Here is a 16,555-nt window from a genome sequence, read left to right as displayed (position 1 = left end):
GCGCAATTTCAGAGCCGCGGCAGATAGGTGCGGTAGTCGAAATCCGAAACGGTGCGCAGATATGCGAGCGCTTCCTTGCGCTTGGTGTCGCCGTAGAGCGCCTGATAACGCGCGCCGAAGATATCGGCGATGAAGGGCGAGGTGCGGAAGGTGTCGACGGCGCTGAGGAAATCATGCGTCAGCCGCGCCGTATTCGCAGGCGTGTGCGAGGGCGTCGTCTCTTCGCCGGGATCGAGTTCGCCGTCGAGACCGGTGAGCATGCCGCCGAGGATCGCCGCGAGCAGCAGATAAGGATTGGCGTCGGCGCCGGCGACGCGGTGTTCGATGCGTGCGGCCGGGCCATCCTTGTCGGGGATGCGGATCGCGGTGCCGCGATGGCCGCTGCCCCATGTCAGATCCACAGGCGCAAACGAGCCCGGCTGGAAGCGGCGGTAGGAATTGGCGAAGGGAGCGAAGATCAGCTGCGCCGCGCGCATGGAGTCGAGCAGGCCTGATATCACCGATTTGAGCAGCTTCGGTTCGCCACCCCTGGCATCGAGGATGTTGCGGCCTTGTCCGTCGATGATGCTCGCATGCACATGCAGGCCGGAGCCGGCATGTTCGGAATAGGGCTTGGCCATGCAGGTCGATTTCAACCCGTGCCGGCGCGCCGCCTGTTCGGCGATGCGCTTGAGATAGAGGCAATCGTCGGCGGCAGCCAGCGCGTCCGCGCGGTGCAGCAGGTTGACCTCGAACTGGCCCGGACCGAACTCCGCCGTTGTCGCATCCGCCGGCAGGTCCTGCGCCTTCGCATGGGCCCTGAGCGTCTGCAAATAGCCATCGAGCGCGTCGACGGCGCTCATGTCGTAGAGCTGGAAACCGTTCGGCTCGCCGCGATAGGTGAGGCTTTCGGGCGGGGAAGGGCGTCCGGTCTCGCGCCAGTCTCCCGACATCACGTAGAATTCCAGCTCGGTCGCGACGACGGGCGTCAGTCCGCGCGCCGCATACCGCTCCAGCACCGAAGCGAGGATGGCGCGCGGATCCATGAAGCTCGGGCTGCCGTCGAATTCGTGCATGGTGGCGAGCACCTGCATCGAGCCTTCGGGCGCCCAGGGCATCGGCGCCAGGCTGCGCCGGTCGGGGACGACCTTGCCGTCAGGATCGCCGATCGTCAGCGACAGGCCGGTGATGTCGTCATTGTCGTCGCCCCAGATGTCGAGCGATTGCGTCGAGGTCGGCAGGCGGATATCTCCGGCCCAGATCTTGTCTTCGGCGCTGGGCGGAAGCTGCTTGCCGCGCAGGTCGCCGTTCATGCCGACGATCAGGATCTCGAAGCGCGGATCGCCGCCGTCGGCCTTGCCGTCCATCCTGTCGCTCGCCATGACCTTGAAAATCCTCCGGGACAAGGCCAAGCTCCTATCTCATCGACATCAGCCTTTCAATCCGCGAGGGTCTTTTACCAGTCATGCCCGATACTTACCCACCCTCGAATCTTGCTGCGATCGACGCTGCGCACCACCTGCATCCCTTCGCCGACATGAAGAAGCTGAATGCCGAGGGCGCGCGTATCATCCAGCGCGGCGAGGGCGTCTACATCTTCGACAATCACGGCAGGAAATATCTCGATGGCTTCGCCGGCCTCTGGTGCGTCAATATTGGCTATGGCCGCCGGGAGATCGCCGATGCCGCCACCAGGCAGATGAATGAGCTGCCCTACTACAACACCTTCTTCGGCACGACCTCGACGCCGGCGACGCTGCTTGCGCAGAAGGTCACTTCCCATGCCGGGGAGCGGTTCAACCACATCTTCTTCACCGGCTCCGGCTCAGAGGCGAACGACACCTGGTTCCGCATGGCGCGCGTCTATTGGAGCGCCATCGGCAAGCCGTCGAAGAAGATCGTCATATCGAGGAAGAACGGCTATCACGGTTCGACCGTCGCCGGCGCCAGCCTCGGCGGCATGAAATACATGCATGAGCAGGGCGATCTGCCGATCCCGGGCATCGTCCATATCGGCCAGCCCTATTGGTACGGCGAGGGCGGCGATCTCTCACCCGCCGAATTCGGTCTTAAGGTTGCCCGCGAGCTCGAAGTGAAGATCGACGAACTCGGGGAGGAGAATGTCGCTGCCTTCGTTGCCGAGCCGGTGCAGGGCGCTGCCGGCGTCATCATCCCGCCCGAGACCTACTGGCCGGAGATCGACCGCATCTGCAAGGCGCGCAATATCCTGCTGGTGACCGACGAGGTGATCTGCGGTTTCGGCCGGCTGGGCGCCTGGTTCGGCCATCAGTATTTCGGCGTCGAGCCCGATCTGGCGCCGATCGCCAAGGGGCTTTCCTCCGGCTACCTGCCGATCGGCGGCGTGCTCGTCAGCGACCGCATCGCCGATGTGCTGATCAACGATGTCGGCGACTTCAACCACGGCTTCACCTATTCCGGCCACCCGGTCTGCGCTGCCGCCGCACTGGAAAATCTGCGCATCATCGAGGAGGAAAGACTGGTCGAACGTGTGCGCGACGATATCGGTCCCTATTTCGGCAGGGCCTGGGCAGCGCTCGCCGAACATGATCTGGTCGGCGAGGCCGATAGCATCGGCCTTATGGGCGGCCTGCAGCTTGCCGCCGAGAAGAGCACGCGCACCCGTTATGCCAAGCCCGATGAGGTCGGTGCGCTGGTGCGCAACCACGCGTTGGCGAACGGCCTCGTGCTGCGCGCCACCGGCGACCGCATGCTCGCCTCGCCGCCGCTCGTCATCAGCCACGCCGAGGTGGACGAGATGGCGAGGATTACCAGGCTGGCGCTGGATTTGGCCTGGAAGGAGCTGAAATCCTGATTGCGCTCTGCCCGGCTCGTCGAGCCAGCCATAGGGAAAGCCGCTATCAGTCTAGCGAAAGCCTTCGGGCCTAGAGTTCAAAATCCTGCGGCTTGATATCTTCGGCACCGTGTTTCACGCGCAGGACCACGATGCGGTCGTGATAGGAGCGGTAATAGATGCAGCGGTTCCGATAGGGCAGGCCGCGCAGGCCTTCCGCAATGTGGTCGCGGGGGGATCCGGTGAAGTCCACTTCGGCGATCCAGGCGATCTTCGCGGTCAGATCGGCCATGAATTCCTGCGCGTAGTGGGGGCTGCTCTCGGCGATATAGCGCCGAATATTCCGCAGATCCTCAATGGCGGATGGAGCGATAATCAGGCGTTTCGGTTTGATGGCCCTAGCTTTCGTTCATGACGTCTTTGAGGAGATCCGCGCCGGTAGCGTATTCCTTGCCGAGGCCGGCTTCGATCTCGGCGTCCGCCGCCTGAATGTCCCTACGCAGCGCCTGTATTTTCAGCTCGTGGTCGGCGAGCATACGGATGCCTGCCCGCACGGCCTCGGTTTCGGTGCCGAACCGGCCATTGCGGACAAGATCCGATAGGATCCCGTCATAGGTATCGCCAAGGGAAAAGGTTTTTGCCCGTGCCATGTAAATTTACTCCCTGCTCTGATTATATGACAAATACAATACTTTTACAATACTCAATCAAGATGGATAGGCCAACGAACCGATGGCCCAGTCGTCTCCAAGCATAGTAGAGCAACCCGCAATCGCGTGCTGGCCTCGCCGTAGTTGGCCATCAGCGACACTGAAGTGATTGAAATAGCAAGTATCACGAAACTGGCGTTGGATTTGGCCTGGAAGGAACTGAAATCCTGATGCCGCTCAGCCCGGCTGGTTGACCCAGGCATAGCCGAAACGATAGCGGTCGTCGCCGCGCCCATAGAAATAAGGCACGTCGATCACCGACGCCTGCGGTGCGGACGCGCCGAGATTGGCCTGCAGCCATTCAGCCATATCAGGCGGAAGCGCTTCGCTTCCCCCCTTCTGCGGGAGGAGCCACACCAGGAGAAGTGGCCGCCGACTGGAGAGATCCGGGTTGAAGCCGGGATAATCCACCGAGAGGACCGGCACGCCGGGAATATCCTGCCTGAGATTACCGGCGAGCAGGCTGTCCCCGGCAAGGATCGCCGCCGGTTCGGCCTGTTTGCGCAGGATGTCCAGCATGCCGGCATAAGGCCTGTTCAGCCGTTCGTAATGGCCGGTGAAGCGTGCGGCCGCGACACTGCCGTAAAGGGTGGCCGGCACGCCGATCATGATGACGGCGACGATGGGTATGAAACGCCGGAACGCCCTGTCTGTCGCGACGCCTGCGGCCTCGATCTTCAGGCAGAAATAGAGCGGCAGGATGAAGAGCATTGGCACCAGCCAGCGATCCTTGATGCCGGCTGCACCGCCGAAGACGATGAGAAGCAGAATGCCGGCCAGGAAGACGAGCATCATCCGCTCGAGCAGCCGCGTCCATTCCGAACCGGCAGCCAGTGCCGGACGAAGGCTCCTGCCGAAGACGACCGCGAACACCGCCACGGTCAATCCGGCAAAGCTGATGATGGCGAGAGCCAGCGAACTGACGCCCATGGCGACCTGTGTGAGGTAGCTCGCATGGCGGCTCGCGGTCATCTTCTCCAGGGTGCGTGCGGTGGCGAAATCGAGATTGTCCTTCAGCCAGAAGAGATGCGGCAGGATGATGATGAGCGCCACTGCCGCCGTTAGCACCAGCCGCCAGTCGAAGATCCGCGGCCGCAGGCGCGCATCCGAAAGCGCGGCAATCAGGGCTGCCGCCGGCAGGATCGCAAAATTATATTTGGCAAGCAGGCCGAAACCGATGCCGATGCCGGCGATGAGATAGGAGCCCAGGCTCGGCTGCTTCAGGGTGCGAATGAAGCCGTAGAAGAAGATGCTGGCCGAGAAGAACACCGCGACCGTGTGCGTCAGGTCGCGTTGCATCTCGAAAGCCATCTGAGGGATGGTTAGCAGCCCGAATGTGGCGATCGCCACCAGCGCCTTGTCGCGCAGCACGAGTCGCGCGGTCAGGCCATACAGCACGTAAGAGATGAAGAGCAGAAGGTTCTTCACGATAGAAAGGGCGGTAAGCGAGACGCCGGCAAACTGGAAGACGGTGTATTGCAGCCAATTGTAGAAGGGCGGCTGCGGGCCGTAGCCGGCGGCAAGCCATTGCGAGCGGAAGGCCTGTTCGGCCTCGTCGAGATCGAGCGAATGCGAGGTTGCGAGCCGCACGCCGACCTGAAGCACGAAATAGGCGGCCAGCAGAACGAAAATCCAACTGATGTCACGACGGTTGGTCTCGGTCATTCTATCTGGTCTCCGGCCGAACCCAGGCGTAGCCGAGCGCGAAATTATCGCCTTGGCGGCCGAAATAATAGGGAAGCGAGAGCGAGCCGATCTCCTGCAGCGCGATGCCGGCCGCCGTCAGCGCTGATGAGAACCGCTCCGGCATGACCGCATCCGCAGCCGTCGCCGTCTTCTTGCCGCGCCAGACGATCAGCACCGGCCCCTTGGCCTCGGCATAGGCCGGAATGCCGGGTGTCGGAAAATCCGGGATCACGACGGGCACATCGGGAAATTGCAACCGCATGTTTCCGCCGATATAGGTGTCGGAGGCGATCACCAGCGCCGGTTGCGCCTGTCGCGTCATCTCGCGCGAAAAACCGGCCATCGGTACATTCGGCCTGCTGTAGGCGCCAATCAGCCCAGCGCCGACGACACGAAAGCCGAGTGCGATCAGCACGCAGGCCATCAGCACCGGCGCGACCTGCCGGAGGCGGCGCAGCCCGGCGGAAAGGTCGAGCCCGGCCGCCTGCATTTTCGCCAGGAAATAGATCGGCAGCACCAGCAGGAACGGGTCCAGCCAGCGCTCGCGAACCGTGGTGGAGCCGGTGAACAACACGATCAGAACGATGCCGGCGAGGCTTGCGAGCATCATCCGCTCCATCATCCCAGTCCAGCGATTGCCCGCCGAAAGCGCCCGGACAAAATCCCGGCGGAAGGTGGCGGCGAAGATCACGACCGGCAGCGCTGCAAAGGCGATGATGGCGACGAGAAAGGCGAGAAGGCCTTTGCCGATCCGCACGGCGCCGGCCGGTTCACTGCCGGCAGCCATCTTGACCAGAGTGTCGGAAGAGGCGAATCCGAGATTGCCCTGCAGCCAGATCGCGTGCGGCAGGACGATGACGAGCGCGACAGTGATCGCGGCCAGCATGCGCCAGTCGCACGCCCTGCGCCGCCATTCGGCATCGGGCAGGATGGCGATCAAGGAGACGACAGGCATCAGCGCGAAATTATATTTCGAGATCAGCCCGATGCCGGTCGCAAGCCCGAGCAGGAGATAGCTCGCCATATCAGGCCGGTCGAGGGTGCGGAAGAAGCCGTAGAGAAACAGCGAGCTGGCAAAGAGCAGCGCCGTCGTGTGGGTCAGGTCCTGCTGGGCCATGTAGGAGACCTGGGGCAGGGTGATCAGCGCCAGCATGCCGACGGCGGCAGGCGCCTCGTCCTTCAGCGCGCGTCGCCCGGCAAGGCCGTAGAAGAGATAGGATAGGAACAGCAGGATGTTCTTCGGAACGATCAGCGCGCCGATCGACATGCCCGTCACCGAAACGACGGCATATTGCATCCAGTTGTAGAAGGGCGGCTGCGGGCCGTAGCCCGCCAGCAGATATTGCGAGAAGAAAGACTGCTCGGCTTCATCGAGCTCCAGCGAATGCGGAAGCGCGATGCGCAGCGCGATGTTGAGCACGAAATAGGCCGCAAGCAGCAGGCCCGCGGTTCTGATCGTACTCGTCGCGCGCTCCAGCATCGTGCTGCCGGCTTAGGCTTGGCTTTGATCGTCGAAGATCTGCCGCACGATGTAGTTCGGAGAGGCGTCGTCGCGGTAATAGGTGCGCGCAATCATTTCCGCCAGGATGCCGGTGGTGATCATCTGCACCGACGACAGCAGCAGCACGACGCCGACCATCAGCATTGGGCGCGTGCCGATATCGTTGCCCAAGATGAACTTGTCGAAGCTGAGATAGAGCAGGATCAGCATGGCGAGCGCGCCGAGGCCGAGGCCGAGCGAACCGAAGAAATGCCCCGGCCGCGCCTTGTAGCGCATGAAGAACATCACCGACAGCAGATCGAGGATGACGCGGAAGGTGCGCGAAATACCGTATTTCGAAACACCGTGCTCGCGGGCATGGTGGGTGACGGCCATCTCGCCGATGCGCGAGCTCGGCACGACACCGGCGACCCAGGCCGGGATGAAGCGGTGCATTTCGCCCATCAACTTCACCTGCTTGATGATCGAAGCACGGTAGATCTTCAGGCTGCAGCCGTAATCATGCAGCTTGACGCCGGTGATGCGGCCAATCAGGTAGTTGGCGCACCAGGAGGGGATTTTGCGCAAGAACAGACCGTCCTTGCGGTTCTTGCGCCAGCCGACCAAGAGGTCGAGTTCACGCCGTTCCAGCTCGGAGACCATCGAAGGAATGTCCTTCGGGTCGTTCTGCAAGTCGCCGTCCATCGTCGCGATCAGACGGCCCCGGGCGGTGTCGATGCCGGCCTGCATGGCGGCAGTCTGGCCAAAGTTGCGCTGGAGTTCGACGATCCTGAGCGCCAGCCCCTCAAGACCGACGTACTTGCGGGCGTTGACCAGCGTCGCATCAGTGCTGCCGTCATCGACAAGGATCAGCTCCCAGCGATGGGGGTAGGCGGCCATCGCAGCCACGACACGCTCGATAAGCGGGCCGACGCTTTCCTCTTCGTTGAAAATGGGCACGACCAGCGACAGCTCGAGCGATTGTACCGGGTCATTCGTACCGCGAATGGGCTCTACCGTTGTCTGCAACTTTCATCTCCAAAAGGCCGGACGGCCGAGCAAGCTTTACTGCTGTCGCCGCACTTGCGGAAGGCTACTACATGAAGTGTCCGCCCGTTGCCAGCGGGCAATGCCGGTTTCCCCGCAATCGGCTGGGCAGACCGGGCGCTATTTCGCGCCGCCCTCCACCCAGGAGTAACCAATGGAGAAGCTACGTTTGCCGTCACCGAAGAGATAAGGCAGCGTCAGCGTGTTCAACTCCTGCAGATGAATGCCCGATTTGACGAGATCGTTGGCGAAGCTGGGGGAAATTGTTGGGTCATCTGCAGTCTCGCCGCGCCAGATGACGAGCACGGGCCCCTTCGCAGCCGCATATTCGGGAACCCCAGGACCCGGGAAGAACGGTATCACGACGGGAACATCGGGAAACTCCAGCCTCAGATTGCCGGCCACGAACTTGGTTCCCGCGACGATGAGAACCGGCCTGCGGGTCGCTGTCAATTCAGCCACGTAGCCGGAAAAGGGTACGTTCGTTCTCGTATAAGTGCCGATGTATTGAATGCCGACGATCCGGAAGAGAAGGATCGACAGGATGACGATCATGAAGACCGGCACCACGGGCCGGAAGCGGGCAAGACCGGCGGAAAGATCAAGACCAGCAGTTTCCAGTTTCAGGAACAGATAGATCGGCAGGACGAGCAGACACGGGTCGAGCCAGCGCTCGTGGATGTCGCTCGCGCCGGCGAAGAGGACCACGCCGACGAATGCGATCAGGCTGATGATCATCATTCGCTCGATCACCCGGACCATCGGGTTGGAAGAGGAGAGCGCGCGAAAGAAGTCGCGCCGGAAGACGGCTGCGACGACAACGACCGGCAATGCCACGAAGCCGAGGACGGCGATGACGAGAGACAGCAAGCCTTGCCCGATGCGGGGAAGGCCGGCGGGAGCCAGGTCTTCGGCGGTCATCCGCTCGAGTGTCGGCGCAGAGGCGCTGGCGAGATTGTCAGGCAGCCAGAGCGCATGCGGCAGCACGATCAGAATGGCGAGTGCGATCGCCGGCAGCAAACGCCAGTCGATGAGACGGCTGCGCCATTCCCGGTCCGGCAGCACGGCGATGAGGGCGGCCGCCGGCAGGATGGCGAAATTGTATTTCGAGATGAGCCCGATGCCGGTGGCGATGCCGATGATGAGGTAGCTCCCGATCGTCGGCTGGCGCAGCGTGCGGAAAAAACCGAAGAGGAAGAGCGAGGTCGCAAACAGCAGGGCGACGGTATGGGTCAATTCGCGCTGCGCCATCAGGCCGACCTGCGGCAGAGTAATCAGGCTGAGCATGGCGACGGCAGCGAGCGAACGGCTCTTCAGCACCTCGCGGGCAGCAAGCCCGTAGAAAAGATAGCAGCCGAAGAGAATGATGTTCTTGGGCACCGAGAGCACCCACATCGATATGCCGGTCACCGAAACGATGGCATATTGGATCCAGTTGTAGAAGGGCGGCTGCGGGCCGTAGCCGGCAAGCAGGTATTGCGAGTAGAAGGATTGCTCCGCCTCGTCGAGATCGAGCGTATGCGGCAAGGCGATGCGCAGCGCGATGTTCAGCAGGAAATAGCCTGCCAGAAAAATGCTTGCGCTCGTAACGCTTCTGGTAATCCGCTCCAACATCGATCTCCACGTCAAGCCGGCAAGGCGCCATCATTTACCGGTCGGCCGCTCCGATCGTCGGCGTGGAAGCGTTTTCACCGCCATCGCCATCACTCCGCCGTTGTGCGCAACCTTCATTTCTCTTAAAAGGCCTGGTCTCTTAAAAGGCTTGGCGACGGGACCAGGCCCATGCCGACCCAAGCGAGGAATGCCTACTACATGAAGAGTTCGATCGTTGAAAGCCGGCAATCCTGGTTTATGCGCAATCGCATGACCGTTCTGACGGTCGTCATCGTCGCAGCCTATGGCCTCTTCATCCAATGGTTCTGGGGTTGGCCTGTCATCATCAGGCAGTGGGCCGATGTCGGCGCAGGTCCCGTCATCGGCGCACTTGTGCTGCTGACGAGCACCTATTTCCTCCGCACCTGGCGCATCTATGACTATTTTCCGAACGAGACGGCTGGCCGGTTCGCGGTCCTCTTCCGCGTCACGCAGATCCACAACCTGCTGAACATCATGCTGCCCTTCCGCACCGGCGAGACCAGCTTTCCGTTGCTGATGCGCACCGAATTCGGCATTCCGCTGACGCGCGGAACCTCGGCGCTCTTCGTCATGCGGCTGCTCGACCTGCACGCCCTCCTGGCCGCTGCCGGCATCGGCTTTGCCGTCGCTTCAGCCGATGCGGCTGTTGCCTGGTCGCTCTGGACAGCCTTCCTGCTGCTGCCGGTCGCAGCTTTCGCTGCCCGCAAGCCGCTGCTGCGCCTTGCCGCGAAGCTGCTGCCGAAGAAAGCGCAGAAATTCGTCGCCGAGATCGAAAACGGCTTGCCGCTCGATGCCATCGCCTTCGCGCGCGCCTGGGCGATGACCATCGTCAACTGGCTGGTGAAGGTGATGGTGCTGGCATGGGCGCTCGGCCTGATGGGCGTGCTGCCGATGGCGGCAAGCTTCGGCGGCGCGCTCGGCGGTGAGCTCTCCTCCGTGCTGCCGATGCATGCGCCGGGCGGCGTCGGCACCTATCCGGCCGGCATCACCGCGGGCGCCATCGCCTTGGGCGCCTCAAGCGAGCGGCTGGCTCTGGCCGCGCTGGCGCAGGCGAGCGTCAATGCCCACCTGCTGATCATCGTCTCGGCGCTGACCGGAACTGCGATTTCACTGCCGCTCGGACGTGGCGGCAAGGCTAGGTTGTAAGCTCCAGAATGCGCTTGCGCAAAAAGACCTGTTCCGGCTCCTGCCGGCAGAATGTCAGCGCCGTCTCATAAGCTTGAATCGCCTCGGCCCGGCGTCCGAGCCGGCGCAGAAAATCCGCCCGCGCCGAATGGGCGAGGTGATAGGTCGTCAGTTCCCCCTTGCCGAGAATGGCGTCGACAAGCGCCAGTCCTTTTCCCGGCCCCTCGGACATGGCGATTGCCACGGCGCGGTTGAGCTCGGCAATTGCTGAGGGGTGGGCGGCAATCAGCAGGTCGTAATAGAAGGCGATGCGCCGCCAGTCCGTTTCCTCGGTGCTGCCGGTCTTCGCGTGTTCCGCCGCGATCGCCGCCTGGACCGTATAGATGCCGATATCAGGCGCGCGCAGGGCGCTTGCGAGCAGCGAAAGCCCTTCTGAAATCTTGCTTCGGTCCCAGCGCGAGCGATCCTGATCGGCAAGCAGCACCAGCGCGCCATCGACATCCTGCCGGGCAGCACGGCGCGACTCCTGCAGGAGCAGCAGTGACAGCAGGCCTGCGACATCCGGATGCGGCAGCAGGGTTGCCAGCAGCCGCGCTAGCCGGATCGCCTCGGCTGTCAGGTCGGCGCGGACGATCGTGCTGCCTGAGGATGCCGAATAGCCCTCGTTGAAGACGAGGTAGATGACGTGCAGCACCCGGTCGAGACGCTCCGGAAGCTCCGCCCCGACAGGCACTTCATAAGGGATATTCTCCGTCCTGATGCGGTTCTTGGCGCGCACGATGCGCTGCGCGACGGTCGGCGCCGGCACCAGGAAGGCATGGGCAATCTCTTCCGTCGTCAATCCGCAGACCTCGCGCAGCGCCATCGCGGTCTGTGCATCGGCGGCAAGAGCCGGATGGCAGCAGATGAAGATCAGCCGCAGCATGTCGTCCTCGATCGGTTCCATGTCGCCGATCTCCGCTTCTGTGCCATCAGGGTAAAGGCCGTCCTCGATATGCTGCAGCGAGGCGTTGAAGCGCGCGCGCCGCCTGAGGTGGTCGATCGCCTTGAAGCGGCCGGTCGAAACCAGCCAGGCGACGGGATTGTTGGGCATGCCGTCAACCGGCCATGTCCGCGCCGCCGCCGCAAAGGCATCGTGCAGCGCTTCCTCTGCCCGGTCGAAATCGCCGAGCAGGCGGATCAGCGTCGCCAGAACCCGGCGCGAATGTTGTCGGTAGATATCCTCGATCACCTGTTCCAACGGTGGACCCTCATTGCGGCAGGGTGAGCAGTCTCACCGGGCGCAATTCGACCGACCCGACCCGGACGCTCGGAATGCCCGCGACGACCTTGCGTGCATCTTCCAGATCGGCCGCCTCGATGATGTAGATGCCGGCCAGATGCTCCTTGGTCTCGACATAGGGGCCGTCGGTCGAAGACAGAGTGCCATCGCGCACCCTCAACACAGAGGCACAGTCAGGACCTTCCAATGCATCGGAATGGATCATGATGCCTTTGCGCTGAAGTTCCTCGTCATACTGGAAATGCGCCCTGACAAGCTCATCGCCCTCGACCTGGCTGAGTGTGCCGTCCGTATCGGCGGAATTATAGATGAGGCAGACGAAGCGCATGGCTATCTCCCATCCTTGATCGAATAGGCGGGCCGGATTTCGATCGATGCATATTTGAGGATCGGGAAGGTGGAAATGATCGCCTTCGCTTCCTCCATATCCCTGGCCTCGATCACAACGAAGCCGCCGAGGTGCTCCTTGATTTCGGCGAAAGGACCGTCCGTCGCGGCAACGGTGCTATTGCGAACCCTGAGCGTCACGGCCTGCTCCGGCTCGTAGAGCGCCAGCGCGCTCAACATATGGCCGCTTTCGCGCCAGCTGTCGTCGCTGACGATGCATTCTTGGGTGACGGCCTCCCATTCCTCTGGCGTAACCCGCTTGCTCTTTTCGGTATCGAACCAGATCTGGCCCAGAAACTTCATGGCGTCACCTCCTCAGCCGAATTCATGGATGGGGCGAACCTCGATCGCGCCAAGCTTTGCTAGCGGAATGCCGGCCGCAACGCGGATCGCGTCATTGAGGTCCTTGGCGTCGATCAGAATGAAGCCGCCAAGCGCCTCCTTCGTCTCGATAAAGGGACCGTCGGTGACCGACATCTCGCCACCGCGCACACGAACCGTGACCGCCGATTGCGGCGCCTGCAGCGCCTGGGCAACGATCATATGACCGCTGTCGGCAAGATCGCGGTCATAGGCGAGCGAATCCCGATCGAGCTTGTTCTTCTCTTCCTGCGACATGGCCGACAGCACCGTGCCGTCGAACCAGACCTGGCAAAGATATTTCATTCCTTGTCCTCCGTGCTGTGCTTTCACAGCCCTTGGACGAACAGCCTAGGCGCTTTTCGACAGGGAAGAAAAATATCTTTTCGTCGATCGCAATGTCGAAAGGCCGAGGCAGCGCTCGACAAGGCTTCATCTGACAACATCGAGGAGATGGAGCAATGAGCATGTTTGAAATCGGAATAGCACATCTGATCGTCACACGGGGCGCACGCACGATGCCGCCGGTTGAGAATGCCGAGGTGATAAAGGTACTGGTGAGGACTGTGATCGTGCTGGCGGCGTTTGCGGGCCTGATCGAAGCGCTGCAGCTTGCCGCAAGCGCTTGAGAACAGTGCGCGGCCGGGCGGACAAGGCCGGGCCGCGCCTGATATCTTATTGAAACGCCGTTTCGAAGAAGCTGCGCAGCTTGCGTGAATGCAGCGCTTCCTTCGGCATGGCGGCAAGCTTCTGGACGGCGCGGATGCCGATCTGCAGATGCTGGTTGACCTGCGTGCGGTAGAAGGCCGTCGCCATGCCCGGCAGTTTCAATTCGCCGTGCAGCGGCTTGTCGGAGACGCAGAGCAGCGTGCCATAGGGCACGCGGAAGCGGAAGCCGTTGGCGGCAATCGTTGCCGATTCCATGTCGAGCGCGATTGCGCGCGCCTGGGAGAGCCGCTTCACCGGCCCGCGCTGGTCGCGCAGTTCCCAGTTGCGATTATCGATCGTGCCGACGGTTCCGGTGCGCATGATGCGCTTCAGCTCGAAACCCTCATAGCCGGTGATTTCGGCAACGGCGGCTTCCAGCGCCACCTGCACTTCGGCCAGCGCCGGGATCGGCACCCAGATCGGCAGGTCGTCGTCGAGAACATGATCCTCGCGCATATAGGCATGGGCGAGAACATAATCACCGAGCCGCTGACTGTTGCGAAGACCGGCGCAGTGGCCGAGCATCAGCCAGGCATGCGGGCGCAGAACCGCGACGTGGTCGGTGATCGTCTTGGCGTTGGAGGGGCCGACGCCGATATTGATCATGGTGATCCCGGCATGGCCCTTCTTCTTCAGATGATAGGCCGGCATCTGCGGCAGGCGGGCGAGGGCAGCATCCGTTTCCGGCGCGTTCGAGCCGGGAAGGGTGACGACATTGCCGGGCTCGACGAAGGCGGTATAGCCGTCGCTGTCCTCCGCCATCAGCTTGCGCGCCCAGCTGCAGAATTCGTCGATATAGAACTGGTAGTTCGTAAACAGCACGAAATTCTGGAAATGCTCGGCATGCGTCGCCGTATAATGCGACAATCGGGCGAGCGAATAGTCGATGCGTTGCGCGGTGAACGGCGCGAGCGGCGAGGGCTCTCCCGGCGGCGGGATATATTCGCCATTGGCGATCTCGTCGTCGGTGGTGTTGAGGTCGGGCGTGTCGAAGATATCGCGCATCGGAATGTCGACGAATGCGTTGGTCGATGCTTCCACATGAGCACCTTCGCCAAAGGCGAAGTGCAAGGGGATCGGCGTCGTCGATTCCGAGACGATGACAGGAATATTATGGCTCTTCATCAAGAGCGCCAGCTGCTCGTTCAGGTAATGCTTGAAGAGCTTCGGACGGGTGACAGTCGTCGTATAGATGCCGGGTGCCGTGACATGACCATAGGAAAGCCGCGAATCGACATGGCCGAAACTTGTCGTCTCGATGCTGACCTGCGGATAGAAAGCGCGGTAGCGGGAGGAGATCGGAGCGCCCTGCGCAAGTTCGGCGAAGCTCTGGATGAGGAACGCGGTATTGCGCTCGTAAAGCGCCGTCAGCGTCTCGACGGCCTTGGCGGGATCATCAAAGCTCTGCGGCTGGAAAGGTGGTGGAGAGGATATGTCGAGGGGCGACAAAGGGGAGATTCGTTTGTTCATGACGCATTATAGAGAGTTGTTTTTGACAAGCAAACGACGCGCGCCGGCGGATTCCGATTTTTTATCCTCTTGCCTGTCTGGTGCGAATGCCTGTCGCCCAAAAGTGCGCAGCCGTTTTGGGATAACGACATGCATAAACCAAAGACTTAAAGCGCATCGCACGATGCGCTTTAGTCACCGCACCGTAGGCGCGCAGAAGGTACCGTTTCTCTCCAGGCAGGTGTAGCTTGCCCCGAAATGCGACTGTGCGCCGCCGCCGCCATTATGCACCACGACTGCCGAAAACGTGATCGCGAAGATCGCCGCAAACAGCGTGATGATGCTAAAGCGTCTTGCCAGAATATAGATGTTCATCCCCTTGTCCCCGATACGCAACTCTATCGTGAGAAGAGTTTTGGCATGCGACGGCTGAACGAGTGCTGAGATACCGGTTCATCCGCCGTTCAGCTTGCCGGACAGGCTCGGCCAGGTTGCGAAGAGGATGAGGAATGGTTCGCCGGGGGAGTTCGACACCATTCGACTTCGCCGGATGGCGTAGCGGAGGAGTGGCCGCAAGGGGCTTCGAAGCATGCCGCCGCGTCGTCGGCATGCTTCTGCATTTGAGATCGTTGCGCAGGCGCCCTATGGCCTCAGAGCCGCGTCCAGGTCTGCGACTTGCAGAGGACCTTCATCACACAGCCCTGCATCCTCAGCGAATTGCCGGAAACCTTGCCTGCGCCGCTATAGGTCTTCTCGGCGGCCGGGTCGGTGATCTCACCGGCATAGCTGCCGCCGGTTCCCGCAAGCGTGCCGATCTTTCGGCCGGCATATTTGCCGGTCTTCAGCGTCACGCAATAACTGCCGCCGCAGGATGCGATCACCGCCGTATCGCCGGCGGCCGTCTTCCAGTTGCCGACGATCGGCTCCTCGGCATGCGCGATACCCGCGATCACTGCAATAATGCTGGCGAGAACGAAGCTGCGGATCATCTTTTCCTCCATGATGGCCTTGATCGTCGCGAAAATAACTGACGCGAACGTAAAGGTAAATAAGCCGATCGCTGTTCTGCGGATCGGGTGAAAGGGGAGAAAAAAGCCATGCGGCGAGCTTGTAAAGATATCGCCTGCTGATTTCATGATGAATGATCCGTTTATTTTCAAATCTGAATCTTTCGTAAACTTCGAGCGAAAATCCTTAATTCGCAAGGAATCTGATGTTTAACAAAAATCCAAATTTACCAAGCATTTGCACTTTGTTTGTCTAGAATTAATCATGCATTTTAGGCGTTTTTTGAAGGCCGCTTGGCATAGTGAAGCCATCAAACGAGCGGGGCAAACCCGCCGGACCGCAAGGGCCGCAAGCCGCGATAGACGGCAAGGCCCAGAGGTAAAACAGGGTAAGTCATAAACAGGCTAACAGGGATAAAACCGATGGCACGCTTTGAAATGCACAATGCTGAAACGGCCACCATGGGTGGCGACAACAGCGCCGATGTCTTCTGTGAAATGGGTCTGATGTATGCGACCGGCCGCGGCTGCGAAGTCGATCTCGTCGCAGCCCACAAATGGCTGAACATCGCCGCAATCAAGGGCAACGATCGCGCCGCCGAGCTTCGTGCCGACGTGGCCGCCGCCATGGACAAGATGCAGCTCGTGGCAGCGCTGCGCGCCGCCCGCGAGTGGATGACGGTTCACTAGAGCAATTCCAGGAAAAGTGCGAAGCGGTTTCCCAGGGCAAAGCGCGAAGCGCTTTTGCCGGGAATCGCGTAAAAACAAAAAGTTAGAGCGATTCTGCGTTTTCGTGAAAAGCTGAACCGCTCTAACACCGTCTCCGATCAGGAATTCGACAAGAACAGCAATAACAACCTCAAAAAGAGGGGGCTGGCGGGGCGCCTT

Annotated in this window: 18 protein-coding genes; 4 read left to right on the top strand and 14 right to left on the bottom strand. The window is 61.4% G+C overall.

Going from position 1 to position 16,555, the window contains the following annotated elements:
- Positions 1-8 precede the first annotated feature (8 nt).
- Complete coding sequence (locus C3Y91_RS06295) at positions 9-1,361, bottom strand: glutamine synthetase family protein (protein ID WP_168575175.1); 1,353 nt, start codon at positions 1,359-1,361, stop codon at positions 9-11.
- 83 nt (positions 1,362-1,444) lie between these two features.
- On the opposite strand from C3Y91_RS06295, the gene C3Y91_RS06290 reads away from it, so the two are divergent.
- Entirely contained in the window at positions 1,445-2,812 is a 1,368-nt protein-coding gene (locus tag C3Y91_RS06290) for an aspartate aminotransferase family protein (protein ID WP_130655064.1), read from the top strand.
- A 70-nt stretch (positions 2,813-2,882) separates the two neighbouring features.
- Here the strand turns inward: C3Y91_RS06290 and C3Y91_RS06285 are convergent, their stop codons facing one another.
- From C3Y91_RS06285 to C3Y91_RS06260, 6 genes are all read right to left on the bottom strand, one after another.
- Complete coding sequence (locus tag C3Y91_RS06285) at positions 2,883-3,164, bottom strand: type II toxin-antitoxin system RelE/ParE family toxin (protein WP_280763773.1); 282 nt, start codon at positions 3,162-3,164, stop codon at positions 2,883-2,885.
- Between the two features lie 25 nt (positions 3,165-3,189).
- Complete coding sequence (locus tag C3Y91_RS06280) at positions 3,190-3,441, bottom strand: ribbon-helix-helix domain-containing protein (RefSeq protein WP_018071003.1); 252 nt, start codon at positions 3,439-3,441, stop codon at positions 3,190-3,192.
- Between the two features lie 237 nt (positions 3,442-3,678).
- On the bottom strand, positions 3,679-5,166 hold the full coding sequence (locus C3Y91_RS06275) for an ArnT family glycosyltransferase (protein WP_168575155.1): 1,488 nt from the start codon (positions 5,164-5,166) through the stop codon (positions 3,679-3,681).
- Position 5,167: 1 nt separating this feature from the next.
- Positions 5,168-6,667, bottom strand: coding sequence for an ArnT family glycosyltransferase (locus C3Y91_RS06270; RefSeq protein WP_018071005.1), 1,500 nt, complete (start codon positions 6,665-6,667; stop codon positions 5,168-5,170).
- 12 nt (positions 6,668-6,679) lie between these two features.
- The gene (locus C3Y91_RS06265; RefSeq protein WP_130688013.1) at positions 6,680-7,696 is read right to left on the bottom strand and encodes a glycosyltransferase family 2 protein; all 1,017 of its coding nucleotides are present in this window, start codon (positions 7,694-7,696) and stop codon (positions 6,680-6,682) included.
- A gap of 138 nt (positions 7,697-7,834) precedes the next feature.
- Entirely contained in the window at positions 7,835-9,328 is a 1,494-nt protein-coding gene (locus C3Y91_RS06260) for an ArnT family glycosyltransferase (RefSeq protein WP_024323744.1), read from the bottom strand.
- Between the two features lie 198 nt (positions 9,329-9,526).
- Here C3Y91_RS06260 and C3Y91_RS06255 point away from each other — a divergent pair, with 198 nt between their 5' ends.
- Entirely contained in the window at positions 9,527-10,495 is a 969-nt protein-coding gene (locus tag C3Y91_RS06255; protein WP_168575174.1) for a lysylphosphatidylglycerol synthase domain-containing protein, read from the top strand.
- Here C3Y91_RS06255 and C3Y91_RS06250 read toward each other — a convergent pair.
- From C3Y91_RS06250 to C3Y91_RS06235, 4 genes are read right to left on the bottom strand one after another with little or no spacing between them, the layout of a single operon-like run.
- The gene (locus tag C3Y91_RS06250; RefSeq protein ID WP_024323746.1) at positions 10,485-11,714 is read right to left on the bottom strand and encodes an RNA polymerase sigma factor; all 1,230 of its coding nucleotides are present in this window, start codon (positions 11,712-11,714) and stop codon (positions 10,485-10,487) included. The genes C3Y91_RS06255 and C3Y91_RS06250 overlap by 11 nt on opposite strands.
- A 10-nt stretch (positions 11,715-11,724) precedes the next feature.
- Positions 11,725-12,084, bottom strand: coding sequence for a YciI family protein (locus C3Y91_RS06245; RefSeq protein ID WP_024323747.1), 360 nt, complete (start codon positions 12,082-12,084; stop codon positions 11,725-11,727).
- Positions 12,085-12,086: 2 nt separating this feature from the next.
- Positions 12,087-12,446: a YciI family protein gene (locus C3Y91_RS06240; protein WP_024323748.1), complete on the bottom strand. Its 360-nt coding sequence runs from the start codon at positions 12,444-12,446 to the stop codon at positions 12,087-12,089.
- A gap of 12 nt (positions 12,447-12,458) precedes the next feature.
- Complete coding sequence (locus tag C3Y91_RS06235) at positions 12,459-12,809, bottom strand: YciI family protein (RefSeq protein WP_018071012.1); 351 nt, start codon at positions 12,807-12,809, stop codon at positions 12,459-12,461.
- 155 nt (positions 12,810-12,964) lie between these two features.
- Here C3Y91_RS06235 and C3Y91_RS06230 point away from each other — a divergent pair, with 155 nt between their 5' ends.
- Positions 12,965-13,132, top strand: a complete 168-nt coding sequence (locus C3Y91_RS06230; RefSeq protein WP_018071013.1) for a hypothetical protein — start codon at positions 12,965-12,967, stop codon at positions 13,130-13,132.
- Between the two features lie 46 nt (positions 13,133-13,178).
- On the opposite strand, the gene C3Y91_RS06225 is transcribed toward C3Y91_RS06230, so the two are convergent.
- From C3Y91_RS06225 to C3Y91_RS06215, 3 genes are all read right to left on the bottom strand, one after another.
- The gene (locus tag C3Y91_RS06225) at positions 13,179-14,681 is read right to left on the bottom strand and encodes an AMP nucleosidase (protein WP_130791323.1); all 1,503 of its coding nucleotides are present in this window, start codon (positions 14,679-14,681) and stop codon (positions 13,179-13,181) included.
- 174 nt (positions 14,682-14,855) lie between these two features.
- Positions 14,856-15,035, bottom strand: coding sequence for a hypothetical protein (locus C3Y91_RS06220; protein ID WP_018071015.1), 180 nt, complete (start codon positions 15,033-15,035; stop codon positions 14,856-14,858).
- Positions 15,036-15,310: 275 nt separating this feature from the next.
- On the bottom strand, positions 15,311-15,649 hold the full coding sequence (locus C3Y91_RS06215) for a DUF2147 domain-containing protein (RefSeq protein WP_024323749.1): 339 nt from the start codon (positions 15,647-15,649) through the stop codon (positions 15,311-15,313).
- Between the two features lie 441 nt (positions 15,650-16,090).
- On the opposite strand from C3Y91_RS06215, the gene C3Y91_RS06210 reads away from it, so the two are divergent.
- Complete coding sequence (locus tag C3Y91_RS06210) at positions 16,091-16,357, top strand: SEL1-like repeat protein (RefSeq protein WP_018071017.1); 267 nt, start codon at positions 16,091-16,093, stop codon at positions 16,355-16,357.
- The last annotated feature ends 198 nt before the right edge of the window (positions 16,358-16,555 follow it).

Source organism: Rhizobium ruizarguesonis (assembly GCF_012349115.1).
In the GTDB taxonomy this organism is placed as follows: Bacteria; Pseudomonadota; Alphaproteobacteria; order Rhizobiales; family Rhizobiaceae; genus Rhizobium; species Rhizobium ruizarguesonis.
This window is presented reverse-complemented; position numbering and strand designations above follow the sequence as displayed.